The sequence below is a fragment of the Bacteroides faecium genome, from assembly GCF_012113595.1.
Taxonomy (GTDB): Bacteria; Bacteroidota; Bacteroidia; order Bacteroidales; family Bacteroidaceae; genus Bacteroides; species Bacteroides faecium.
The window spans coordinates 5,347,316-5,372,891 of the sequence record NZ_CP050831.1 but is presented as its reverse complement, the minus strand read 5'-3'; the positions used below and the strand labels follow the sequence as shown (position 1 = coordinate 5,372,891).

Annotated in this window: 20 protein-coding genes; 13 read left to right on the top strand and 7 right to left on the bottom strand. The window is 42.5% G+C overall.

Annotated features, from left to right (window positions below):
- Window positions 1–110: 110 nt before the first annotated feature.
- The 3 genes from BacF7301_RS20120 to BacF7301_RS20110 all read left to right on the top strand — a co-directional run bounded on the left by BacF7301_RS20120 (window position 111) and on the right by BacF7301_RS20110 (window position 1,815).
- The gene (locus BacF7301_RS20120) at window positions 111–914 is read left to right on the top strand and encodes an outer membrane protein assembly factor BamD (RefSeq protein WP_167965642.1); all 804 of its coding nucleotides are present in this window, start codon (window positions 111–113) and stop codon (window positions 912–914) included.
- 14 nt (window positions 915–928) lie between these two features.
- Window positions 929–1,264, top strand: a complete 336-nt coding sequence (locus BacF7301_RS20115) for a DNA-directed RNA polymerase subunit omega (protein WP_167965641.1) — start codon at window positions 929–931, stop codon at window positions 1,262–1,264.
- A gap of 107 nt (window positions 1,265–1,371) precedes the next feature.
- Window positions 1,372–1,815: a DUF4293 domain-containing protein gene (locus BacF7301_RS20110; RefSeq protein WP_167965639.1), complete on the top strand. Its 444-nt coding sequence runs from the start codon at window positions 1,372–1,374 to the stop codon at window positions 1,813–1,815.
- A 79-nt stretch (window positions 1,816–1,894) separates the two neighbouring features.
- Here the strand turns inward: BacF7301_RS20110 and BacF7301_RS20105 are convergent, their stop codons facing one another.
- Both BacF7301_RS20105 and BacF7301_RS20100 read right to left on the bottom strand, forming a co-directional pair.
- Window positions 1,895–2,629, bottom strand: a complete 735-nt coding sequence (locus tag BacF7301_RS20105; protein WP_167965637.1) for a porin family protein — start codon at window positions 2,627–2,629, stop codon at window positions 1,895–1,897.
- 7 nt (window positions 2,630–2,636) lie between these two features.
- Window positions 2,637–4,397, bottom strand: a complete 1,761-nt coding sequence (locus tag BacF7301_RS20100; RefSeq protein ID WP_167965635.1) for a LysM peptidoglycan-binding domain-containing protein — start codon at window positions 4,395–4,397, stop codon at window positions 2,637–2,639.
- A gap of 157 nt (window positions 4,398–4,554) precedes the next feature.
- Between BacF7301_RS20100 and uvrA the strand changes: the two genes are divergently transcribed.
- The 3 genes from uvrA (at window position 4,555) to BacF7301_RS20085 (ending at window position 9,716) form a co-directional block, all read left to right on the top strand.
- Window positions 4,555–7,380, top strand: coding sequence for an excinuclease ABC subunit UvrA (gene uvrA / locus BacF7301_RS20095; protein ID WP_167967263.1), 2,826 nt, complete (start codon window positions 4,555–4,557; stop codon window positions 7,378–7,380).
- An 81-nt stretch (window positions 7,381–7,461) separates the two neighbouring features.
- The gene (gene ybaK / locus BacF7301_RS20090) at window positions 7,462–7,941 is read left to right on the top strand and encodes a Cys-tRNA(Pro) deacylase (RefSeq protein WP_167965633.1); all 480 of its coding nucleotides are present in this window, start codon (window positions 7,462–7,464) and stop codon (window positions 7,939–7,941) included.
- Window positions 7,942–8,048: 107 nt separating this feature from the next.
- Window positions 8,049–9,716 (top strand): peptide MFS transporter, encoded by a 1,668-nt coding sequence (locus BacF7301_RS20085; protein WP_167965631.1) that lies wholly within the window; start codon window positions 8,049–8,051, stop codon window positions 9,714–9,716.
- 75 nt (window positions 9,717–9,791) lie between these two features.
- Here the strand turns inward: BacF7301_RS20085 and BacF7301_RS20080 are convergent, their stop codons facing one another.
- Window positions 9,792–10,292 (bottom strand): GNAT family N-acetyltransferase, encoded by a 501-nt coding sequence (locus tag BacF7301_RS20080; RefSeq protein ID WP_167965629.1) that lies wholly within the window; start codon window positions 10,290–10,292, stop codon window positions 9,792–9,794.
- Between the two features lie 165 nt (window positions 10,293–10,457).
- On the opposite strand from BacF7301_RS20080, the gene BacF7301_RS20075 reads away from it, so the two are divergent.
- From BacF7301_RS20075 to BacF7301_RS20060, 4 genes are all read left to right on the top strand, one after another.
- Window positions 10,458–10,784, top strand: a complete 327-nt coding sequence (locus tag BacF7301_RS20075) for a PadR family transcriptional regulator (protein WP_022139283.1) — start codon at window positions 10,458–10,460, stop codon at window positions 10,782–10,784.
- 20 nt (window positions 10,785–10,804) lie between these two features.
- Window positions 10,805–11,902 carry a PspC domain-containing protein gene (locus BacF7301_RS20070; protein ID WP_167965628.1) on the top strand — a complete coding sequence of 366 codons (1,098 nt, stop codon included), beginning with the start codon at window positions 10,805–10,807 and terminating at the stop codon, window positions 11,900–11,902.
- A gap of 154 nt (window positions 11,903–12,056) precedes the next feature.
- Complete coding sequence (locus BacF7301_RS20065) at window positions 12,057–13,055, top strand: MBL fold metallo-hydrolase (protein ID WP_167965627.1); 999 nt, start codon at window positions 12,057–12,059, stop codon at window positions 13,053–13,055.
- A gap of 22 nt (window positions 13,056–13,077) precedes the next feature.
- Window positions 13,078–13,584 (top strand): flavin reductase family protein, encoded by a 507-nt coding sequence (locus tag BacF7301_RS20060; RefSeq protein ID WP_167965626.1) that lies wholly within the window; start codon window positions 13,078–13,080, stop codon window positions 13,582–13,584.
- Between the two features lie 120 nt (window positions 13,585–13,704).
- On the opposite strand, the gene dpp5 is transcribed toward BacF7301_RS20060, so the two are convergent.
- From dpp5 to pyrG, 4 genes are all read right to left on the bottom strand, one after another.
- Complete coding sequence (gene dpp5 / locus BacF7301_RS20055; RefSeq protein WP_167965625.1) at window positions 13,705–15,807, bottom strand: dipeptidyl-peptidase Dpp5; 2,103 nt, start codon at window positions 15,805–15,807, stop codon at window positions 13,705–13,707.
- A 48-nt stretch (window positions 15,808–15,855) separates the two neighbouring features.
- On the bottom strand, window positions 15,856–17,187 hold the full coding sequence (gene bexA / locus BacF7301_RS20050) for a multidrug efflux MATE transporter BexA (protein ID WP_167967262.1): 1,332 nt from the start codon (window positions 17,185–17,187) through the stop codon (window positions 15,856–15,858).
- Between the two features lie 81 nt (window positions 17,188–17,268).
- The gene (gene yidC / locus BacF7301_RS20045; protein ID WP_167965624.1) at window positions 17,269–19,125 is read right to left on the bottom strand and encodes a membrane protein insertase YidC; all 1,857 of its coding nucleotides are present in this window, start codon (window positions 19,123–19,125) and stop codon (window positions 17,269–17,271) included.
- Between the two features lie 26 nt (window positions 19,126–19,151).
- Window positions 19,152–20,762: a CTP synthase gene (gene pyrG / locus BacF7301_RS20040; RefSeq protein WP_167965623.1), complete on the bottom strand. Its 1,611-nt coding sequence runs from the start codon at window positions 20,760–20,762 to the stop codon at window positions 19,152–19,154.
- Between the two features lie 189 nt (window positions 20,763–20,951).
- Between pyrG and BacF7301_RS20035 the strand changes: the two genes are divergently transcribed.
- The 3 genes from BacF7301_RS20035 (at window position 20,952) to BacF7301_RS20025 (ending at window position 25,568) form a co-directional block, all read left to right on the top strand.
- Window positions 20,952–22,460, top strand: a complete 1,509-nt coding sequence (locus BacF7301_RS20035) for a DUF3078 domain-containing protein (RefSeq protein ID WP_167965622.1) — start codon at window positions 20,952–20,954, stop codon at window positions 22,458–22,460.
- 250 nt (window positions 22,461–22,710) lie between these two features.
- Window positions 22,711–23,301: a UpxY family transcription antiterminator gene (locus BacF7301_RS20030; RefSeq protein WP_167965621.1), complete on the top strand. Its 591-nt coding sequence runs from the start codon at window positions 22,711–22,713 to the stop codon at window positions 23,299–23,301.
- Window positions 23,302–23,636: 335 nt separating this feature from the next.
- Entirely contained in the window at window positions 23,637–25,568 is a 1,932-nt protein-coding gene (locus BacF7301_RS20025; protein WP_167965620.1) for a polysaccharide biosynthesis protein, read from the top strand.
- Window positions 25,569–25,576 lie beyond the last annotated feature (8 nt).

Below are 25,576 nucleotides of genomic sequence, written 5' to 3'. Positions count from 1 at the left end.
TCATTTTCTCCCCTTTTGTCGATGTTTAACGCCTTTTATGTATTAAAAAACATAGATTAATTGCTAAATTCCCGGCGAATAAGTAACTTTGCGCATTATTTTTAAATAGGATGAAGAAAAATATCATTATAACTTTGCTTGCGGCAGCCACTCTTACGTCATGTGGAGAGTATAATAAATTGCTGAAAAGCACCGATTACGAATACAAGTACGAAGCCGCCAAAAACTATTTTGCGAAAGGACAGTATAACCGTTCAGCTACCCTGTTGAATGAGTTAATTACCATTCTTAAAGGAACGGACAAGGCGGAAGAGTCTTTGTATATGTTGGGAATGAGCTACTATAATCAGAAAGATTACCAGACAGCTGCCCAAACATTTATTACCTATTTCAATACATATCCCCGTGGTACTTTTACCGAACTGGCACGTTTCCATGCAGGTAAGGCATTATTTCTGGATACTCCGGAACCACGTTTGGATCAATCAAGCACTTATCAGGCTATCCAGCAGTTGCAGATGTTCATGGAATACTTCCCGAGCAGCACAAAGAAGCAGGAAGCACAGGATATGATTTTCGCTTTGCAGGATAAGTTGGTGCTGAAAGAACTTTATTCAGCCAGACTATACTATAACCTGGGTAATTATATGGGTAACAACTATGAGTCTTGTGTTATCACAGCACAGAATGCCCTGAAAGATTATCCTTATACAGATTATCGCGAAGAACTTTCTATCTTGATTCTGCGTGCAAGGCACGAAATGGCTATTTATAGTGTGGAAGATAAGAAAATGGATCGTTATCGTGAAGCGATTGATGAATATTATGCTTTTAAGAATGAATTTCCTGAGAGCAAGTACCTGAAAGAGGCTGAAAGAATATTCAATGAATCACAGAAAGTAATTAAAGACTAAATTTAAATAGATTTATGGACTACAAAAAGACGAATGCTCCTGTTACAACAGTAACTCGTGACATGATGGAACTCTGTTCTGATACAGGGAATGTTTATGAAACTGTTGCCATTATCGGTAAGCGTGCAAATCAGATCAGTGTGGAAATCAAAAGTGATCTTTCTAAGAAATTGGCAGAGTTTGCTTCTTACAATGACAACTTGGAAGAGGTATTTGAAAATAGAGAGCAAATCGAAATTTCTCGTTACTATGAGAAATTGCCGAAACCGGACTTGATTGCTACGCAAGAATACATCGAAGGGAAAATATATTATAGAAATCCTGCTAAGGAAAAGGAAAAACTTCAGTAATCTATTTTCTGACGAAAAGATTGATAGTCAAGTAGTAAGTGGGATAATAATCCCTGCTCCTTATTGCTTGGCTATTATTGTTTAACTTAACTACTATAAGAAAACTTATGATTCAACGGATTCAAACAGTTTATTTACTAATTGTTGCAGGATTGCTGATTGCGGCAATGTGTTTGCCGATGGGCTACTTTACTGATACAATGGGAGAGCATCCTTTTAAGGCTTTAGGAATGGGCGTAAATGGCGCTTTCCAGTCCACATGGGGATTGTTCGGCATTTTAATGCTTAGCACCTTGGTTGCTGCCGCTACAATCTTATTGTTTAAGAACCGTATGTTGCAGATTCGTATGACGATTTTCAATAGCCTGCTGTTAGTTGGTTATTATATTGCCTTCCTTGCTTTTTATTTTGCATTGAAAAATGACGCGAACTTGTTCCGTATTGGTTGGGCGCTATGCTTGCCGCTTATTTCTATTATCCTTAATATTTTGACTATTCGTGCCATCGGACGGGATGAAGTAATGGTAAAAGCAGCAGATAGATTGAGATAATTTGAGCATTCATATCTGATACAAAAAGCACCGCTTTAGTCATCCTAAAGCGGTGCTTTTTGATATCTAAAGCGATGCTTTATTTTTTCAAGTCAAATAAATAGGTGAGTTTAATGGTGATTGTACCATGTGCTGCACGTGCAAAATAATCTTTCTTTGTAGTACTATAGAAATCGGACAGGGCAAAGTAATAACGTCCTTCTACGATGAAACTACCTGCTTTCTTTGTTCTGAGCTCCACGCCGCCACCGCCGGCAATACCATAATCAAATTTATTCTGAATCTTGACTCCATATACTGCTTTTTGAGTATTTGACAAGTTATTCATGTCTATCCCCTCTATCGTTTCAGATTCACTTATCAGAAAGCCGATTTGAGGCCCTGCATGGACGAAGAACTGCAATCCTCTGTCTCGTCCGAAAGCAAGATGGGCGAGAAAGGGAATGTCGACATAAGTCATTTTGCGGGTATAAGTCTTGGTAGGGTCTTTGGAAGTCACTTCATATCCATTGGCGTCCAATGATACGGTTTCGAATAATTGATCCCATCCTCGTTGTGAGACATTCAGTTCGACCTGTGCGCCGCAAATCATGGCAAAATACTTCTCAGAAATATAACGTGCTGTCAATCCACCGGTAATCCCCATCAAGCTATTTTGCTTGATGGTCGGGGTGAAAGAAGCGCTATTCAGATTGACGCCGCCGTTGATACCCACAGAAAAATTACTTCGTGCTTCTCCGATTTGGGCAGTAACAGGCAGAGTAAAACCTGTAAGCAGGAGCGCTGCGATCAAAAATGGTTTTATCTTTATCATTTTCGTATTATTCGAAGTCTAGTTTTACTAATTCAAAGTTCTTAGTGAAACGTATGAAGAACACCTTCTTATTAATAAATCCCCCCCAGTTGTTCACACGCTGGAATTTGAATCCGGTCTGAATAGGAGTCAGACTCATTTTAGGCAGATTATTTTCAAGTTCCGAGCCATAGCGTGACAGGCCTTTCAGGAAGAAGAAGCCAGTGTCAAATCCAAGCATTGCATAGTTTGGAAATTTGCTTGTTAAATCCTTGCTGTACCATTTATGGTAGTCGTTGGTGAATTGCACAGCCGCCGGGAATAATGTATTCGTATAGAACGAAGAGTAGAAATATACATCCAGTTCAAAGAAACTATCTAAATGGTCTTTAGTATAAATTTGCCACTCCGGGTAGCCAAACAAGTGAATATTTTGTTCGGGATTGTCCCTGACTAACAGAGTTAACTGTGGTAGTGCCTTAATTAGCAGCACATTCGTACTTGATGTTGGAATAAAGATGTTCTCTTTGTCATTACGAAGTGCTGCCTTCAATGTTTCTTTCGTAGCGCTTTCGTTGACTGTCTGCATCGAGACTCCCTTGCTTTTCAATTCCTGCTTCAAACCACTGATAAAATCAGCTTTCTCCTTATCGGCAATTGTCGGCTCAATAAAGATAACGTGTGCATTAGGAAATTGACGGGTAAAATGCTCGTAAACTTCCGAATACAAATAAGACTGTGGCGTATTGATTTGATAAACGGCAGGATTATTGAATACCTCTTCACCTTTTTGTGAGAAAGGAATCACTAAACGAATATCGTTCTTTTCTGCGAAATCGGATAAAGGTTTAATTTGGTTCTGATGCATCGGACCGAAGATTACATCCATCTTCTTCATCTCGTTTTTGGCAAGAATCGTATTTAAGGTAGAAACATCTTTGCCACTATCATACACATATAAGTCAAGCGAAGTACCAGTGCGTTTCAGGCTATCCACTGCCATGAGGAAACCTTCGTAATATTCCACCATACGTTTGTCTTCCTGGAAAGGCAACACTAATGCAGCTTTAATGGTAGACATCTCTTTGGGAGTCTCTTTGCTCTTGCGGAAAAGTTCGCTGTTGCTCGGTGGAATAGCATAAGGATCTTCTTTTTGGGTAGGCTGCACGGTAGTTGCTGCAGGGTAGGGGATACAAAGGAACTGTCCTTTTTTCATTCCCTTTTTCAGTTCGGGATTGGCAGCGATCAATTCCTGTTCGCTGATTCCATATTCGCGGCTCACGCTGAAAATTGTTTCTTTGCGTTTCACCTTATGCATATCCTTGCATCTGGGAACCACAGGGCCTTGAATACTGCTTTGTTCAACCGGTGTCTGGACGGCAACTTCCTTTTCCTCTTTCTGTGGAATCAGGATAACCTGTCCGATACGAAAATTCTCGGCACTCAAACCGGGATTGGCTTCACAAATATCTTTTGCGGATACATTATACATTGTTGTCAGTTTGTACAAAGTCTCTCCGGCTTGAATCGTATGGAAGGTTTCTCCTTTCTGGCTTTCTTTTCCTTTAGGAATCTTAATCGATTGCCCGGCATAGATTTTCTCGTCACAACCGGGATTCAAACGGATAATATCCGATGTCGTGACATTGTACATCTTGGAAATAGAGTATAAACTTTGTCCTTTTTCGATGGTATGCAAGAAATATGACTGGTTTTCCTGTGCATAACTGACGGCGTATGAAACGCTTATAAAAAGCAGAAATAAGAATATTCGGTTTATCGGTTTCATCAAATTATAACTATTGGTTCTTGAAATCAAGGAACAAAGGTACAAATAATGCCCTATATCTTCATAAGATTTGAGTTAAGAAAATAATATTGTGCTTTTTTAGGAGCATATTTCGGGCGGAAACATTAATTTTGCAGCATTTATGGAAGATATGAATATGCAGGAAACAGAATATATCAACGTGTACGGTGCGCGAGTACACAATTTGAAGGATATTGATGCCGAGATTCCCCGCAACAGTCTGACTGTCATTACAGGACTAAGCGGAAGTGGTAAATCTTCTCTGGCTTTTGATACAATTTTTGCTGAGGGACAACGCCGCTATATCGAAACCTTTTCAGCGTATGCCCGTAATTTTCTGGGTAACCTGGAACGTCCGGATGTCGATAAGATAACAGGCTTGAGCCCGGTTATTTCCATTGAACAGAAAACAACGAATAAAAATCCCCGTTCTACCGTAGGGACAACGACCGAGATATACGATTATCTCCGTCTGCTCTATGCCCGTGCGGGAGTGGCCTATTCGTACCTGTCCGGTGAGGAAATGGTGAAATATACCGAAGAACAGATTTTAGACTTAATCCTGAAAGATTATGCGGGAAAGAAAATATATCTGCTTGCCCCGCTGGTTCGTGCCCGTAAAGGACACTACCGGGAACTGTTCGAGCAGATACGCAAAAAAGGATACTTATATGTACGTGTAGATGGCGAAGTGCGTGAAATAACGCATGGCATGAAACTCGACCGCTATAAGAACCACGACGTCGAAGTAGTCATTGATAAATTGGTGGTAACGGAAAAGGATGACCGACGCCTGAAACAGAGCGTGGCAACTGCCATGCGCCAAGGTGACGGACTGATGATGATTCTGGATACCCAGTCGGAAAATATCCGTCATTACAGTAAACGTCTCATGTGTCCGGTCACCGGATTATCATACCGTGAACCGGCTCCCCATAATTTCTCCTTCAACTCTCCGCAAGGAGCGTGTCCGAAGTGCAAAGGACTGGGAATTGTCAATCAGATTGACGTGGATAAAGTGATTCCCGACCGAGATCTTTCGATTTATGAAGGCGCAATAGCACCTTTGGGAAAATATAAAAATGCCATGATTTTCTGGCAGATTGGAGCGCTGCTTGACAAGTACGACGCAACATTGAAAACTCCTGTTAAGGAATTGCCCGACGATGCGATTGACGAAGTTCTGTATGGCTCTGATGAACGGATTAAAATCAAAAGTTCTCTGATCGGAACTTCTTCTGACTACTTCGTCACTTACGAAGGTGTGGTGAAGTATATCCAAATGTTACAGGAGAAAGACGCTTCTGCTACGGCACAGAAATGGGCGGAACAATTTGCTAAAACGACTGTTTGTCCCGAATGTAAAGGCGCCCGACTGAATAAAGAAGCGCTGCATTTCCGTATTCATGATAAGAATATCAACGAACTGGCCAATATGGACATTAACGAGTTATATGACTGGTTGATGAAAGTCGATGAATTCCTTTCTGATAAACAGAAGAAAATCGCCGTGGAAATACTGAAAGAGATTCGTACACGTTTGAAGTTCTTATTGGATGTCGGTTTGGATTATCTGGCATTGAACCGCAGTTCTGTCAGCCTTTCCGGTGGAGAGAGTCAGCGTATCCGTTTGGCAACGCAAATCGGCTCCCAGTTAGTGAATGTACTTTATATTCTTGACGAGCCGAGTATCGGTCTGCATCAACGCGATAACCTGCGTCTTATCAATTCTTTGAAAGAACTTCGTGATATGGGAAATTCCGTGATTGTAGTGGAACATGACAAAGATATGATGTTGGCTGCCGATTACGTCATTGATATGGGGCCGAAAGCCGGTCGCCTGGGTGGAGAAGTAGTTTTTGCCGGAACTCCGCAGGAGATGGTAAAGACCGACACAATGACTTCTCAATACCTGAACGGAAAGATGAAGATAGAAGTTCCCGTCAAACGTAGAAAAGGGAACGGAAAATCTATTTGGCTGAAAGGAGCGAAAGGTAATAACCTGAAAGATGTTACTGTTGAATTTCCATTGGGAAAACTGATTTGCGTAACGGGAGTATCGGGAAGTGGAAAATCCACTTTAATCAATGAGACATTGCAACCCATCCTTTCGCAGAAATTCTATCGTTCCCTGCAAGATCCTCTGGAATACGATTCTATTGAAGGATTGGAAAATATAGATAAGGTGGTCAACGTCGACCAGTCTCCGCTGGGGCGTACACCCCGTTCCAATCCTGCCACTTACACCGGCGTGTTCTCGGACATCCGTAATTTGTTTGTTGGATTGCCGGAAGCGAAGATTCGCGGTTATAAACCGGGACGTTTCTCTTTTAATGTTTCGGGCGGTCGTTGTGAAGCATGTACGGGAAACGGCTATAAGACTATTGAAATGAATTTCCTGCCGGATGTCTATGTGCCCTGTGAAGTCTGCCATGGCAAACGTTACAACCGGGAAACACTGGAAGTCCGTTTCAAAGGGAAATCCATAGCTGATGTGCTGGATATGACAATCAATCGTGCCGTAGAATTCTTTGAAAACGTACCGCAAATCCTAAATAAAATCAAAGTCATACAGGACGTCGGACTGGGATATATCAAGTTAGGACAATCTTCCACCACTCTTTCCGGCGGCGAGAGCCAGCGTGTGAAACTGGCAACGGAACTCTCCAAAAGAGATACCGGTAAAACCCTTTATATTCTGGACGAACCGACTACCGGACTCCATTTTGAAGATATACGCGTATTGATGGGTGTCCTGAACAAACTTGTAGACAAAGGCAACACGGTAATTGTGATCGAGCATAATCTGGATGTGATTAAAATGGCGGATTATATCATCGACATGGGCCCTGAAGGTGGCAAGGGCGGGGGAGAACTCCTTAGCTATGGAACACCCGAAGAAGTTGCGAAGAGCCCTAAAGGATATACACCTAAGTTTCTTCGCGAAGAACTGGGGCTTTAATCAGAATCATAAAGTGCCAATTTACCGGATAGTCTCCGGTGGGTTGGCACTTATCATAGTATACCTTTAAATACAACGAAAATGAAAATCAATAAAACGAATGCTGCACGGCTGCTGGACAAGGCGAAAATAGCTTATGAGCTAATTCCCTACGAAGTAGATGAAAATGATCTGAGCGCCGTTCACGTAGCAGCAAACTTAGGTGAGAACATAGAGCAAGTATTCAAAACGCTCGTTCTTCACGGCGACAAGAGCGGATATTTTGTCTGCGTCATCCCAGGCGAACACGAAGTCGATTTAAAATTGGCAGCAAAAGCTTCCGGTAACAAGAAATGCGATTTGATACCTGTCAAGGAACTTTTGCCGCTTACAGGTTATATCCGGGGTGGTTGTTCTCCTATTGGCATGAAGAAGCATTTCCCTACCTATATTCATGAGACTTGTCAGCAATTTCCGTATATTTATGTGAGTGCCGGAGTGAGGGGGCTTCAGATAAAATTAGCTCCAGAAGATTTGATTCGCGAATCGCGAGCGGAAATTAGTCGTTTATTTGAGGAATAAATCCTATTATTTATAGAGCAAATATGCCTACATATTCTTTGAATGAATTAAAAAAAGTATATATTTGCAGAAAATATCAATTTTATTAATCTAATATTCTAGTTTATATGTTTGAAGGACAACCGAAAGGGCTATACGCTTTAGCCTTGGCTAACACGGGCGAACGTTTTGGCTACTACACGATGCTTGCTATCTTTACACTTTTCTTACAAGCGAAATTTGGTTACACAGCAGCAGAAACTTCTACTATTTTTGGTTCATTCCTGGCAGCAGTTTATTTTATGCCTCTCATTGGCGGTATCTTGGCTGACAAGTGTGGTTATGGTAAGATGGTAACGACAGGTATCGTTGTCATGTTTATCGGTTATCTGTTGCTGGCGATTCCTACGGCAGCGAACCTCACAGGTAAGATGATGATGTTCGGTTCACTGTTTCTGATTGCTTGTGGAACAGGACTATTTAAAGGAAACTTGCAGGTAATGGTAGGTAACCTTTATGATTCTCCGGAATATAGTTCAAAGCGTGACACTGCTTTCAGCTTGTTTTATATGGCAATCAACGTAGGTGCTTTATTTGCTCCGACGGCTGCAACCAAAGTTACCAACTATATCTTAGGCGGTGCAGGATTTACTTATAATGCTCAAATTCCTTCATTGGCACATCAATACCTTAACGGAACTATTACTCCGGAAGGAAATGTTGCTCTTAGCGGATTACAGGCTGCGCAAGGCTTTGCCGGTGATACAGCCGCATTCTGTGATATCTATATTGAGAAACTGTCAGAAGCCTATAACTATGGTTTTGCCGTAGCCTGTATTTCTCTGATTATTTCAATGGCAATTTATGTGTGCTGCCGTTCTATGTTCAAGCATGCGGATTATAACTCCAAGCAAGCTAAAGCTGTAAACAATAATAATAATGAACCGGAATTGACTCCGGCACAAACGAAAGAACGTATTGTTGCTTTGTTGCTTGTATTTGCTGTGGTTATCTTCTTCTGGATGGCATTCCATCAGAACGGTTTGACAATGACATTCTTTGCGCGTGACTATACCACTCAATCTGTGACCGGACTTGATCGTCTTGGATTCGATGTATGGAATTTGGTTCTTGTTATTATTGCCGTTTATGGCGCATTCTCCCTCTTTCAGTCCAAGACAGGTCGTGGTAAAGCGATTGCAGGTGTTGCTGTGTTAGCTTCATTAGGCATATTGGTATGGAGCTATTCTTCCATGGATTCAACCGTAGAAATCCTTCCTCAAATATTCCAGCAGTTCAATCCGTTCTTTGTAGTGGCTCTGACTCCGGTTTCTTTGGCTGTCTTTGGTTATTTGGCTAAGAGAAAGAAAGAACCTTCCGCACCCCGTAAAATCGGTATCGGTATGGTGATTGCAGCCTGTGGTTTCTTGATTTTGGCTGTTGGCTCTATGGGGCTGCCTACTCCGAAAGAAGTGGAAACAGCAGGCATTAGCCCGGATGTCCTGGTTTCTCCCAACTGGTTGATTTCTACTTATCTCGTATTGACTTTTGCAGAATTGTTGCTTTCTCCGATGGGTATTTCTTTCGTGTCGAAAGTAGCTCCTCCCAAGTATAAAGGTATGATGATGGGTGGCTGGTTCGTAGCTACGGCTATCGGTAACTATTTGGTTGCTATTATCGGTTATCTGTGGGGTGGCATGCAACTGTGGATGGTATGGAGTGTATTGATCGTATGCTGTCTGCTATCAGCCTTGTTCATCTTCTCTATCATGAAGAAACTTGAAAAAGTAGCTTAAAAATAAATCCGGTAAATAATACCGGATTATAATCATAAGAAAAGGCTTGCAGAGCAATCTGCAAGCCTTTTCTTATTAAATAATATCCAATCCCATAATATAATCATTCATATAATAACCGTTACCAATCGGAAAATCACCTTCCCGCAGTTTCCTCATCCCCATATGCTCATAAAACTGCAATGCCTTATTGTTACGATTCACATTCAGCTCCATCAAGCAAGGTTCCGGATGCACTTCTTTTATATATCTGACAGCCTCTTTAAACAGGAAACTTCCGCAGTGCGTTCCCTGAAAGTGGGGGAGGACATAAATCTTCTGAAGATGGAAAACATCCTTTTCCTGTTGCTGCACAGAAACATATCCACATAACTCACCATCTTTGTAAGCGATGAAATAGACATGCCTTTCTTCTTCCATTTGCTTGAGAATATTCCGGGGAGCATACATCCAATCCATCATATAATCCAGTTGTTCGGGAGATAAAATTTCATTGTAAGTGGCGGGAAACACTTCCTTTGCCATCTTATGGATAAGTTCGCAATCGTTGACCGTTGCTTTTCGAATAGTAAACATACGTATTTTCTTTTTTGTGGTTTAACGGGCACAAATATAGACATTATTTCTTTTTATAATAAGGTGTAAACTCTCTAATGTTTTAATAATTATTAATTTATAGTACTTTGCAATGCAAGGTACTAAAGTTATGCATATATTTGTGCCATACAAAAGAAGAGAATAATGAAAGTAGACAATGTAAAATCCCAGATGAGAAAAGGCATGCTTGAATATTGCATCATGCTTTTGCTGCATAAGGAGCCTGCTTATGCTTCAGACATCATTCAGAAACTGAAAGAGGCCCAACTAATTGTAGTAGAGGGGACTTTATACCCTTTGCTGACACGTCTGAAGAATGACGATTTGTTGAGCTATGAATGGGTGGAATCCACGCAGGGGCCACCTCGCAAATATTATAAACTCACAGAGAGTGGAGAAGCCTTCCTGGGAGAACTTGAAATCTCCTGGAAAGAATTGAACGAAACAGTGAACCATATTGCCAATAGATAATCCGAAAAGAAAAAATTAAAATGAAAAAGACATTGACCATCAATTTAGGAGGAACTGTCTATCATATAGATGATGATGCCTACCGTCTGTTAGACAATTACCTGTCTAATCTGAAGCATTACTTTCGTAAACAGGAAGGTGCGGAAGAAATCGTAAACGATATTGAAATGCGTATTGCCGAACTGTTTGCTGAAAAAATAGCCGAAGGAAAACAAGTCATAACCGTTTCGGATGTGGAAGAAATTATAGCACGTGTAGGTAAACCGGAAGATTTTGGAATAACTGACGATGATGTGGATTCCCAGAAAAAGACGGAACAGTCTGCTTCCGGTAATCAGAGTTATACGCATACTGCCGCTCCGCGCCGTTGGTTCCGCGATCCGGATAATAAGTTGTTGGGTGGTGTAGCATCAGGACTGGCAGCTTATTTCGATTGGGATATCACCTTGGTGCGTATTCTGATGATTATTTTGGTATTTGTCCCTTACTGTCCGATGATCATACTCTATATTATCGGATGGATTGTTATACCGGAAGCTCATACAGCGGCAGAAAAACTGAGTATGCATGGAAAAGCCGTCACAATCGAGAATATTGGCAAAACGGTGACAGACGGCTTCGAGCGGGTAGCGGATGGAGTCAATAATTATATGAATTCCGGCAAGCCCCGTACCTTTCTTCAGAAAGTAGGGGATGTGTTTGTTTCCATCGCTGCCGTCCTCTTTAAGATATTTCTGGTAGCTTTGGTGATTATCTGCTGCCCTGTACTGTTTGTATTGGCTGTCGTACTGGTAGCCTTGGTATTCGCTGCTGTTGCGGTAGCGGTCAGTGGCGGGGCATTGCTTTACGAAATGCTGCCTGCCATCAATTGGATGCCAGTGACTTCCGTATCTCCTATGATGACGCTGCTTGGTACGATTGCCGGAGTTGCCCTGATTGGTATTCCATTGGGAGCTTTCCTTTATACTATTCTCCGTCAGTTGTTCCATTGGTCACCGATGGGGACAGGCTTGAAATGGTCATTGCTGATTCTATGGATATTGGGTGCAGTCATTATGGTAATTAACCTTTCAGCCCTCGGATGGCAACTGCCTTTATACGGCTTACACTGCTCTTAACTAACTCTTGTTCTATTAAAAAAGGATAATATTTATTCTTTTATAACTAAATGTACCCCGATAGTGTGTCCGGGGTACATTTTTTGTTTGTTCTTATTTATAGTAAATCGAGAATTTTTTATTAAGTTTGTAAAGACGTATTCAAGAAATAAAAATGGGTGAACATATATGTTTTAGGAGAAACGAACGTTTGGCTACCGTCAATCCTTATTGGAGAGGAAATCCGATGGTGCGCGGACGCTTTTTTAACAGACAGCATCGCTTCCGTCCGGGGATGGGAAGTGTACTGAAATGGCGTCTTTCGCCCAATCCCCAACGAAAAGAAAAGAAGACGGTGAAGTGGAATCCGAAAGTCTGCTACCTTCGTTCCCTGGACGCAGTGGTAGGAGACTCCCTGATATGGTTGGGACATAATTCCTTTTTTCTCCAATTGGCAGGCAAAAGAATCATGTTCGATCCTGTATTCGGCAGCATCCCTTTTGTTAAGCGTCAGAGCGAATTTCCCGCCAATCCTGACATCTTTACAGGGATTGACTATTTGCTCGTCAGCCACGACCATTTCGACCATTTGGATAAACAAAGTATCGCCCGTCTCTTGAAGAACAATTCGCAAATGAAACTTTTTTGCGGACTGGGAACAGGAGAATTAATCCAGAACTGGTTTCCTGAAATGAAGATAATTGAAGCCGGCTGGTATCAGCAGATGGAAGACGAAGGACTCAAAATCACCTTCCTTCCGGCACAGCATTGGAGCAAACGTTCCGTGCGTGATGGCGGTCAACGATTGTGGGGAGCCTTTATGCTGCAAGGCGATGGCATCTCACTCTATTATAGCGGTGATACGGGATATTCCAGTCACTTCCGTGAAATCCCGGACTTGTTTGGTCCACCGGATTATGCTTTGCTGGGAATCGGTGCGTACAAACCCCGTTGGTTTATGCGTCCCAATCATATCTCGCCTTACGAATCCCTGACTGCCGCCGAAGAAATGCGCGCCGGGCTTACTATCCCGATGCATTATGGTACATTCGACTTGTCTGACGAACCTTTGCACGATCCCCCGAAAGTCTTTGCGGCAGAAGCAAAGAAAAGAAAGATTCCAGTAGAGATTCCATACCTGGGAGAAATTGTAAAACTAAATAAGAAGAAATAACTATAAACGAACGAATAAAGAGATGAAGAAATTAGAAATTAAAGACCTGAAAGAGAACTTTTTCGAAACTATCGGAAAAGAATGGATGCTGGTCACAGCCGGCACGAAAGAGAAGTTCAATACAATGACGGCAAGCTGGGGTGGCATCGGCTGGTTGTGGAATAAGCCCGTAGCCTTTGTTTTCGTTCGCCCCGAACGCTATACATATGAATTTATAGAAAAGGGCGACTATCTGACTTTATCCTTCTTAGGAGAAGAAAACAAGAAAATTCATGCAGTCTGTGGCTCCAAGTCGGGACGGAATATAGATAAAGTCAAAGAAACCGGATTGAAACCTATATTTACGGAAGAGGGAAATGTATTGTTCGAGCAAGCCCGTCTGAGTCTGGAATGTAAGAAACTCTATGCCGACGGCATCAAACCGGAATGTTTCCTGGATAAGGAATCATTAGAAAAATGGTATGGTGGCGCTCATGGCGGTTTCCATAAAATGTATATTGTAGAAATTAAAAATATATATTCGGAATAAATTTAGCGGATTTTTTATGAATGTAACGGAGAAGGCTCTGAACTCAATGAATGATTGAGAACAGAGCCTTCTTTTATTTTACTATGTTTTATTCTACTATGTGATTAGTATCTTAAAAACTTATTTGGATGGAGCTTTCTTTACCCACGTGTCCAGCCATTCAAAGAATGTACGTTGCCACAACACTCCGTTTTGAGGTTTCAGTACCCAGTGGTTTTCATCCGGATAAATCAGCAGTTCGGCAGGAACCCCACGCATCACGGCAGCGTCGAAAGCAGCCATCGCCTGATTAGCCAGGATACGATAATCTTTTTCTCCATGGATGCAGAGAATCGGAGTATCCCATTTTTCTACGAAGAGGTGAGGGGAGTTGGCGAAAGTACGCTGTGCCACCGGATTTTGTTTTTCCCAGTATGCGCCACCCATATCCCAGTTGGCAAACCATTTCTCTTCAGTCTCCAAATATTGCATTTCCATATTGAAGATACCGTCATGAGCAATAAATGCCTTGAAGCGTTTGTCATGGTGTCCGGCCAACCAATATACGGAGAATCCACCGAAACTGGCACCCACACATCCTAAACGGTCTTTGTCTACATACGGCTCTTTTGCCATCTCGTCAATAGCCGTGAAGTAATCCTTCATGCATTGACCGCCATAATCACCGCTGATCTGTTCGTTCCATTCTACACCGAATCCCGGCAGACCGCGACGGTTCGGAGCAACGATGATATAATCATTAGCCGCCATAATCTGGAAGTTCCAACGATATGACCAGAATTGACTTACCGGACTCTGAGGACCGCCCTCACAGAACAACAAAGTAGGATATTTCTTATTCGGGTCAAATTGTGGCGGGTAAATCACCCATGTTAACATCTGTTTGCCGTCTGTTGTCTTCATCCAGCGACCTTCCACTTTACCCATTTCCAACTGGTCATAAATCTGCTTATTCTCTTGTGTCAATTGAGTGGTTGTACCGTCCAGTGCCACTGTATAAATCTCGTCACCCATACTCATAGAATGACGCTTGGCAATCAGCTTATCACCAAAAAGAGCCACGCCTTCGTAATCATACATTCCCGAAGTAACCGCCTTTACCGAATCATTTGCCAAATCCAGCGCATAAATCTGCGATTCTCCGTGCCATACACCTGTGAAATAGATAGTCTTAGCGTCTGCACTCCATACAAAAGCATCCACATTCGATTCGAACGCCTTGCTGACAAACCGTTTCTCACCGGTTTCCAGATTCATGATGAACAGACGGTTCAGATCAGCTTCGTATCCGTCACGTTCCATGCTCTGCCAGGCGATATACTTGCCGTCCGGAGAGTATTGCGGATTGGTATCATATCCCTTATTCTCTTCGGTGATATTCTCCGTTTTCTTAGTATTCAGGTCATAGACATAAATATCCGAATTGGTAGAAACCGCATACGCCAGTCCTGTCTTCTTGCGGCAAGTATAAGCTACTTTGTCCGAAGTCATATTCCAGGCAAGTTGCTCGATGCCGCCCCAAGGCTTCATCGGGCTTTCATATGGCTCACCGTCCAGAATATCCACGATATTGGAGATGCCGTTGCCGTCAAAATCAGCAACGAAAGGATGCGGAGCCGTCGTCACCCATTCATCCCAATGTTTGTACATCAGGTCAGTGACAATAATGCCGGTAGCTTTAGGCAGGTCCGGGTATTTATCGGCTGTACTTTCTTTCGTCTTTACTTGTGAGATAAACAAGAGCTTCTTGCCGTCCGGTGAGATAGAATATCCTTCGATGTCACCGTCATAATTGGTCAGTTGCTTGCGACCGCTGCCGTCGGGATTCATCTCGTAGAGCTGGCTGCTACCGTTGTCGTTGCTTAGAAAAGCGAGCTTGGTGCCCCCTTTAATCCATGTCACCTCATTCTCCTGATAAGGAGTGTGGGTGATTTGTTGATTATCACTTCCGTCTGCGTTCATCACGAAGACTTCGCGGTTACTCTTGTTTTCCGGTACACTATAGTATGCCACCGTATACACAATTTTCTTTCCGTCGGGCGATACCGCGAATCCGCCGATACGTCCCATGGCCCAAAGTGCTTCGGGAGTCATGCGCTTCCCTTCAATCTTAATATCCGATTTCTCGATAAGCACCTGGTCCGTCTTGCCTGCGTCTTTGGTTCCGCCGCAGGCAGCTAACAACATTGCTGCCGACATCATAAATAAATTAGCTTGTCTCATATATTTTATAAAATGTTTATTTTCTTGCGAAGATAGTGAAAAAAGGATTTAAATCTTCTTTTTCTGCCAGTTTCCTTTCTTCATATACATGTAGCAGAATATCAATGTGAAAATACCATACACACACTCCGTTGTCCACGCAAATGCGATGTCCATCCGCAGATACAGGATAAAGTACATTGAGTAAGCGACATAAATGGTCAGTACGCAAAGTTCCATCGCTAGAGCTGTGCGGGTGTTTCCCGTCCCTGATACCGACTGGAAATAAACATTGGCGGGAACTAGCACCAGATAAGCCGAACATAGTACCCAAAGAGAATGGACGGATGCTTCCCTTAATTCCGGAATGTCAGTATAGATACTCAGAACCAGGTCAGGAAACAGGCAGAAGAATACCAGTATGGGTATTACAAGTATATACCCGATACGGATATGCTGCCTGATAGTTCCCCGTACGCAATCCTGTTCGCCTGCGCCAATAAGGTTGCTGACCAGTGAACCGCAGGTAGAGGCGAAAGCCATCGCAATCATAAACGGAATTCCCGATACATTACGGATTATATTGGCGATTGCCAGCGACCGTTCTCCCAAGTGTTCCACGAAAAGGAAGAACATGAACCAGGTCGATAGGGAAACGAAGTTCTGAATCATCGTCCAAACGGAAATATTGAGAATCCGTTTCAACATCTGTACACGGAATTTTGGCAGGATATTCAATGCATACTTCTTGCAGTCAATCCGTTTCCATGTATAGATGATGAAGAAAATCACCGAAACCATCTCGGCTAACGAAGAACCGATGGCAGCACCGGCAATCCCCAGTTGCGGGAAACCGAATTTACCGAAAATCAGGATATAGTTGAATACAACATTCGAGAGTACCATCACAATGGAGTTCAATGTCAGTGTCTTGGTCTGGGTGGTTCCTACGAAGAACGCCCGGAACATAACGCCGACAAAAGAGAAGAAGAAACCGTAGACTCTCCAGTGTATATAGCTCTCGGCTGCATCGTAGATGTGCGGAGAAGATATGATATTCTTCAATATATGCGGTGAGAATACGATGGATAGGGTGAACAATATAGCTGCAACCGCCAGTAAAAAATAGATGCCCTGATAGAAGATCAGACCTATCTCTTTGTAATTTCCTTCCCCGTTGCGACGGGCAATCAATATCTGGGCTCCGATGCTGAAACCGAAAGCCAGCATAAAGATAGCGAGGTAATATACACCTGCGATGGCAGATGCCCCCAGTTCAATTTCGCCAACACGTCCTAGAAAAGCCGTGTCCGTCATGCCAATCAGCTGCTCCATAATCAGGCTGATTAGGATAGGATAGGCGATCATCCAGATTTGTTTATAAGTATATTTAGTTTTCATCATACTTTGTATTTTAGAGAAAGAAAGCCGGGCAACCTAAATGGATGTCCGGCTTTCTCAGAATATATAGGATTTTATTCCTTATTTCTTATTCTGTCTTTGCTGCTGCAATTGCTCTTGTTGCTTTTGCATCGCTTCCAGGCGTGCAGCAAATCCGGTCTTTTTCGCTTGTTTCGGGTCTTTCTTTTTCGCTTCGAGGATAGACAGTAATTTTGTTTCGTTAGTAGTTTTACGAAGCAGAATCATAGTACCTACACTAATCAACGTTGACACGAAATAATAATAGTTCAAACCTGACGGATAATCGTTCAACACAAACAAGAACATAATCGGCATCAGATACATCATCCATTTCATGGCAGCCATCTGTGGTTGCGCGCCTGTATCCTGCATAGACATCGTGTACTTCGTGTTCAGCACGTTGGTTACCGTCATCAGCAAGCAGAACAAGCTGAGATGGTTGCCCAGGAACGGAATATTGAATGGGAATGTGATAAATGCGTCATAAGTGGAAAGGTCGTCCGCCCACAAGAAACTTTGTTGGCGCAACTCGATAGCACTCGGCACGAACATAAACAAAGCCATCAGGATAGGGAACTGCAACAACATCGGCAGACAGCCGCCCATCGGGCTTACCCCATATTGGCTGTAAAGCCCCATCACTTCCTGCTGCTTCTTCATCGCGTCTTCCTGCTTCGGATACTTCTTATTGATTTCGTCGATTTTCGGTTTCAACACGCGCATCTTGGCAGAAGACATATAAGTTTTCCAGGTAGCCGGATAAACCACAACTTTCACCATGATAGTCAGAATCAACAGTACGATACCCATGCTCAAGCCCCAACCGGACAACCAGTCGAATACGTTGATCGTGATGAATTGATTAATCCAGCGAATCAACGGCCAGCCCAGATATACCAGTCTGTGAAGTTCCCATTTCTCGGTACGACCCTTATCCAACGCTTTCAGCGTCTTGAAGTGGTTCGGACCAAAATAGAAATACATCTCTGTCGGTTCTTTGCCTGTCGGATCGAAGAATGTATTCATTTCAGCAGAGTAATCCTTGATATATCCGCTTCCTTGCTGTTCCATTCTCGATTTTACAGAAACCTTTTCGAAATCCTGCTCAGCGATAAATACAGAAGAGAAGAACTGGTTCTTGAAAGCCACCCAGTCGATACGGCTTTCCAACTTCTTATCATCATCCTTGGCAGCCGACAAGTTATCTACATTTTCACCTGTCACCTTATAAGTCAGCTCAGACAAACGATTCTCGTAAGTGAACCCTTTTTCCAGTTGGCGGGCACGTTGTGACCAGTCGATGTCCACATACTTGGTGTTAGCCAGCTTGTCTGCCATACCTGTAGCCTTGATTTCAAAGTTCATCAGGTAGCTGTCCGGTTTCAGTGTGTAGATGAAGTCGATATAGCTTTCGCTGCCTGCGGCCAAACGCATGGTAACGCTACTATCCGTCTTGTTTACTGCTTCAAAGAAATAATCCTTTGTCTGAATAGCACCTTCTTTATTGTAGAAGTTGAAATTCATCGAAGCATCATCACCGTCGAACAGCATGACCGGTGTCTTCTTATCCTGTGCCATGTAATCCTTCAGCATGGCTGAATATACACGTCCGCCCTTCGTCGTGAAAGTGATTTCCGCTACATTATTCTGAATACTGATTTTAGAATCAGTTCCGTGCATGGCATTGAAAAACAGAGCAGAAGAATCGGCTACCGATGCGGCAGTCTCTTTCTTGCTGTCAGCCAGTGCAGCTTCCGTTTTCGCCTTCAGCGCTTCTTCTTGCTGCTGTACCACGGCAATAGAATCGTAGTATTTCTTTTGTGCAGCTATCTGCTCCTCGCTGGGACGGCTCAGAAAACTGAATCCTACCAATAATATACCTATTAAAACGAGACCTGTGATGGTGTTTTTATCCATTCTTATTTTAATTACAAATTACTAATTTACTTTTCGTTTTCGATAGCAGCTTTCACAAACGCTACGAACAACGGGTGCGGGTTCAATACCGTACTACCATATTCCGGATGGAACTGTGTACCAACGAACCACTTCAATGCCGGAATTTCCACAATTTCCACCAAATCCGACTCAGGGTTGATACCTACACATTTCATGCCGGCAGCTTCGTACTGTGTTTTGTAGTCATTGTTGAACTCATAGCGGTGACGGTGACGTTCTTGAATATGTTCCTGTCCGTAAGCCTTATAGGTCTTAGAGTCTTTATTTAATACACATTCGTAAGCTCCCAAACGCATCGTACCACCCATATTGGTGATTGCCTTCTGTTCTTCCATGATGTCGATTACGTTGTGCGGAGTCTTTTCATCCATCTCGCGTGAGTTGGCATCGGCATAACCCAGTACGTTGCGTGCAAATTCGATAGCGATACATTGCATACCCAGACAAATACCGAAAGTCGGAATATCATGTGTACGCGTATATTTGATAGCAACAAACTTACCGTCAATACCACGCTGACCGAATCCTGGACCAATCATAACACCAGCCATGCCTTTCAACGCTTCACCTACATTCTCGTCTGTCAGCTTTTCACTGTTTACGAAATGCACTTCCACTTTGCGGTCATTGTAAGTACCGGCCTGTGACAAAGCTTCACGGATAGATTTATAAGCATCCTGCAAGTCATATTTCCCAACTAACGCAATATTAACCGGCTCTTTTGTCTCTGCAGCGTGACGGCGTTCCAGGAATTTGCGCCATGGGCCGAGTCCCGGAGTTTCTCCTACCGGCAGTCCCATCTTTTCAAGAATGGTGCTGTCCAGTCCTTGTGCCTGCATCAGGATAGGTACTTCGTAGATTGTTTCCGCGTCGATAGACTGTACTACGGCTTTATCGTCCACATTACAGAACTGTGCCACCTTTTTGCGCAATCCGTCGCTTAGCGGATGTTCGGCACGGAGTACCAGTACATCTGGCTGAATACCTACACTCTGAAGTTCCTTCACCGAATGTTGTGTCGGTTTCGTTTTCAGTTCTCCGGCAGCAGCAAGATAAGGAACATAAGTCAAGTGCACACAAAGAGCATTCTTGCCAAGTTCCCATTTCAACTGACGGATACTTTCGAGGTAGGGGAGTGACTCGATGTCGCCGACCGTACCACCGATTTCAGTGATTACAAAATCGAATTTGTACTTGTTGCCGAGCAGCTTCACATTCCGTTTGATTTCATCCGTGATATGAGGAATCACCTGGATTGTCTTACCCAGATAATCTCCACGGCGCTCCTTATCGATAACGCTCTTGTAGATACGTCCCGTAGTGATGTTGTTCGCCTTTGTCGTTTGAATGCCCAGGAAACGCTCATAGTGTCCCAGGTCAAGGTCGGCTTCGTGTCCGTCTACGGTAACATAGCACTCTCCGTGCTCATATGGATTCAATGTTCCCGGGTCGATGTTGATGTACGGGTCAAACTTTTGGATGGTTACATTATAACCTCTTGCTTGTAGCAACTTACCGATGGATGATGAGATGATACCTTTTCCTAATGAAGAGGCAACACCACCGGTGACGAAAATATACTTTGTTTCTCCCACAGCTATAACTGTTTTAAAAATTGTTTACTTAGTAGTATTCTTACGAACTTAAAAAGCGCAAAATTATAAAAAAAAGAGGAAGAATGCTGTCTTTCGTCTCTACAAATTTATTAAAAAATGCAATTTTAAAAGATTCCTATGATTTCTGAACAAAATAATGTAGCTTTGCACCCTAAACCATAGACAAATATGATGAGAATTACTACTTTATGTTCAGCTTTTATCCTGTCCTTATTATCGTTATCGCTTTCTGCACAGGAACCAGTCGATAATTCTGCACTTCCGGTCGATTCAGTACAACCTGCCCCCGAAGTGGTCAAACCTGTCAAAACTACTAAGTCCTCAACCGTTGTGGCAAAAGCCAAAGTTGTGAAAGCGGATACACTTTCAGCGGAGCTGCAGAAATATTTGATGCTCAAACTTAATATGTCGGGGCCGACTCCTAAATTGGATACAGTTTCTTATTTATATAATAAGTATATCGCCCAGTTGGACTATCTGAATGACTTGTCCGTACCCGTACGCTATATTCCGTCCGATCCCGACTACTTCCGCCTGTTTACCCCATTGGCATATTATTATGCTCCAATGGAACAATATTCAAAACTGGAATGGAAACCAGAGCAACCGGACACCACTCCGCAACTGACAGCGGAACTCCTTCCTTATGACACCCTGGCATTTACCAAAACCCAACGTGCCAACACCTTGGTCAATAAGGCACTGATGGATCTTTATCTGCAAAAACCGCAACTGGTAGTCACTACGGAAGACCGTATCATGAGTCGTGATGTTTTCCGTCGCGATGTCAAGCCGAAAATATCTCCGAAAGCCAGCGTTATCCACTTGTTCCAACCGGAAAATATGGATGATAATGTAGGTAAGGCCGATATAAAGATCAGCCGCCCCAATTGGTGGGTGACCGGTGGTAACGGATCGCTGCAAATCAGCCAAAACCACCTTTCGGACAACTGGTACAAAGGTGGTGAGAGTAACTTCTCCGGCCTGGCAACTTTTCAGGTGTTCGCCAACTACAACGACAATGAAAAAATCCTGTTCGAGAATCAACTCGAAGCTAAAGTGGGTATGACTTCCACTCCTTCGGACGAATACCATAAATACTTGTTTAATACCGACCAATTTCGTCTGTATAATAAATTAGGTCTAAGAGCCTTCAAGAACTGGTACTACACTATTTCTTCCGAATTCAAGACCCAGTTCTTCAACGGCTACAAAGCGAACAGTGAAGATTTGGTTTCAGCATTCATGTCTCCGGCGGATTTGGCAGTCAGTGTCGGTATGGACTACAAATTGTCCAAGAAGAAATTCAACCTCTCCGTATTCGTGGCGCCGTTGACCTATAACTTGCGTTATATCGGCAGCTCGGAAGTAGACGAAACCAAATTCGGTCTGGATAAAGGAAAATGCTCCAAGAATGACTTCGGCTCCCAATTGCAATCGACATTCAACTGGACTATTATCTCTGCCGTAACATTGGAATCCCGTCTCAACTACCTGACCAATTATCATTGGGCGCGTGTTGAATGGGAAAATACCTTCAACTTCGTCCTGAACCGCTATCTTTCTACCAAGCTTTATCTACATACCCGTTTTGATGACAGCTCCAAACCTACTGAAGGCGACAGCTTCTTCCAGTTGAAAGAGCTGCTTAGCTTCGGTATTAATTATAAATGGTAAAAAAAGGCAGGAATAATTTGAAAGCAAAACAGGGGGGCTGAATAACAATTAAAGTTATTCAGCCCCCTAATTATTATCCCCTATATTTGTAAACCATTAGTCATATCCAGAGCCGATTTAACCACATATTTAGACTTGTGAGTAAAAAGAAAGTGTTTTTTCTTGTTTACTATTTATTATTTTATCTATATTTGCAACCAAATTCATTCCGTTATCAAAGAAGTAACGGAGAAATGAAGGGTGAAAATACATGATCATTAACAAAAATGACGATCGAAAAACTCTGCCAACAAATGTGATTGGCAGCGGCGTAGCACGCTCAAAACGTTGGTTAGTGGCAATTGTGCGCATCTGTCACGAGAAAAAAACGAGTGAACGTCTTACAAAAATGGGGATTGAAAACTTCCTACCAATTCAACAGGAAGTCCATCAATGGAGCGATCGCCGTAAAGTTGTTGACCGGGTATTACTTCCGATGATGATCTTCGTTCATGTTGACCCGCATGAACAAAAAGAAGTTTTGACATTATCTTCTATCAGCCGTTACATGGTACTACGTGGTGAAAGTACTCCGGCTATCATTCCTGACCAGCAAATGTTGCGATTCAAATTTATGCTCGACTATTCGGATGAAACGATTAGTATGAATACATCGCCATTGGCACCGGGAGAGAAGATAAAAGTGATCAAAGGACCATTAGCAGGACTGGAAGGGGAGCTGGTAAATGTGAATGGAAAATCAAAGGTTGCTGTCCGCTTGACAATGTTAGGGTGTGCATGCGTAGATATACCGGCAGGATGTGTAGAGCCGGTATCTGGAAATGGGGAATTACAAGATTAATCAACCAATTTATTTTATGGGGGTATGGGGATTTTACTACAAGAACGTAATGAAAGTCTGCAAAATATAACAGGCTGTCTATCTGACATCGGTGATAAAAAGCTAGGTATGTGCACCGATGACCTCTCTCGAGTGAATAAAAATCCATGAAAGTATTAATGAATTGTATCCTCTAAAGGGATACAGTGTAGAAATGTATGTACGTATCGAAAGATGAGGGGATTCTTTGTGTGGTAACACTACCGCCATTGAAGTCTTGCTCATAACCTTTGTGCTGATAATAATCAATCAGATAAATCAATTTTCGAAATATAATTTTATTCGTTTATACTATAATGGAAAAGACATTGAAGGACATAGTACAATATGTCCGCAAAAACTATTTCAGTTATTGGGTAATTTTAGGTATTGACACGGCAATATCTGTCTTATGCTCATTGATAGCCTATGCCGTAATTCACTATATGGCACATGTTCCAATGACTGACTGGATGCTTTGCCAATTTATTTTTGTCTCTTTAGCAGCAAGTATTGCAGGCTCCTTATTATTTCATACTTATCGTAATACGATTCGTTTTTCTCAGGCACGTGAACTTTGGCGCATCATGTGTGCTGTCTTGTTCAAGGTTGCCTGTTTGTTGGTTGTTTCTTTTTGGATTATATCCGAATCGCAACTACAATACAATTATAAAACGGCCTATCTTCTGTTTGACGGTCTATTGACTTTGGTGGCACTTACTGCTTTTCGTGTATCACTTATTATCGTTTACGATTTTTTGTTAGACTGGATGAATAAGAAAAATACTCGTATTCTTATTTATGGTATTGATGAAAAGAGTGTAGCTTTAAAACTTCGTCTCCGTGACAGTGCACACTATAAAGTAGTAGGTTTCTATACCTATGGTAAAGGTAACAGCAGGCGTCGCTTGACAGATCTTCCCATTTATTACTTTGAAAATGAATCGGATGTTGAGTATATAATGCGTAAACGGGGGATTCGTGGCATTTTGTTTGCCCGTTATGAAGATACCCGTCTGGAGGAAAACCGTCTTCTGGAATACTGTAAAAGCAATTCTCTTAAGACTCTGATTGCGCCTACCATCAGTGAAGCGGATTCTGATGGTAACTTCCATCAGTGGGTGCGTCCTATAAAGATTGAAGATTTGTTGGGACGTGCTGAGATTAATATCAATCTCCGTCAAGTTGCAGAAGAATTCAGAGGGAAAACTATATTGGTTACAGGTGCTGCCGGTAGTATTGGTAGTGAGCTTTGTCGTCAATTGGTACAGATGGGTATTCAGAAACTCATCATGTTTGATTCAGCAGAAACTCCTTTGCATAATGTCCGTCTTGAGTTTGAAAAGAATTATCCTACTATAGATTTTATTCCGGTGATTGGTGATGTGCGTGTGAAAGAACGTGTACGCATGGTATTTGAAATTTACCATCCTCAAATCGTCTTTCATGCTGCTGCTTACAAGCATGTGCCTTTGATGGAAGAAAATCCTTGCGAAGCGGTACTTGTCAATGTCACAGGTTCACGTCAAGTGGCTGATATGGCAGTGGAGTATGGTGCGGAAAAGATGATAATGGTTTCTACTGATAAAGCTGTTAATCCTACTAATGTGATGGGATGTTCCAAACGTCTGGCAGAAATCTATGTGCAGAGTTTAGGCTGTGCCATTCGTGAAGGAAAAGTGAAAGGCCATACCAAATTCATCACTACCCGTTTTGGTAATGTCTTGGGTAGTAATGGTTCAGTTATCCCTCGTTTCAAGGAACAGATAGAGAATGGAGGACCTGTTACTGTAACTCATCCTGATATCATCCGCTTCTTTATGACTATTCCTGAGGCTTGCCGTTTGGTAATGGAAGCCGCTACGATGGGAGAGGGTAATGAGATTTTTGTCTTTGAGATGGGTAAGGCTGTGAAGATTGTCGATTTGGCTACTCGCATGATTGAACTGGCTGGTTATCGTCCGGGAGAGGATATCAAAATTGAATTCACAGGCTTACGTCCTGGTGAGAAACTTTATGAAGAGGTATTGAGTGATAAGGAAAATACGCTTCCAACCGAAAATAAGAAGATTATGATAGCTAAAGTCCGCCGGTATGAGTATGCCGATATCCTTGATACGTACACAGAGTTTGAGAGACTCTCCCGTGCGGTTAAGATCATGGATACGGTCAGACTGATGAAGAAAGTAGTCCCGGAATTCAAATCGAAGAATTCTCCGCGGTTTGAGGTATTGGATAAAGAACAATAAACTAGAAT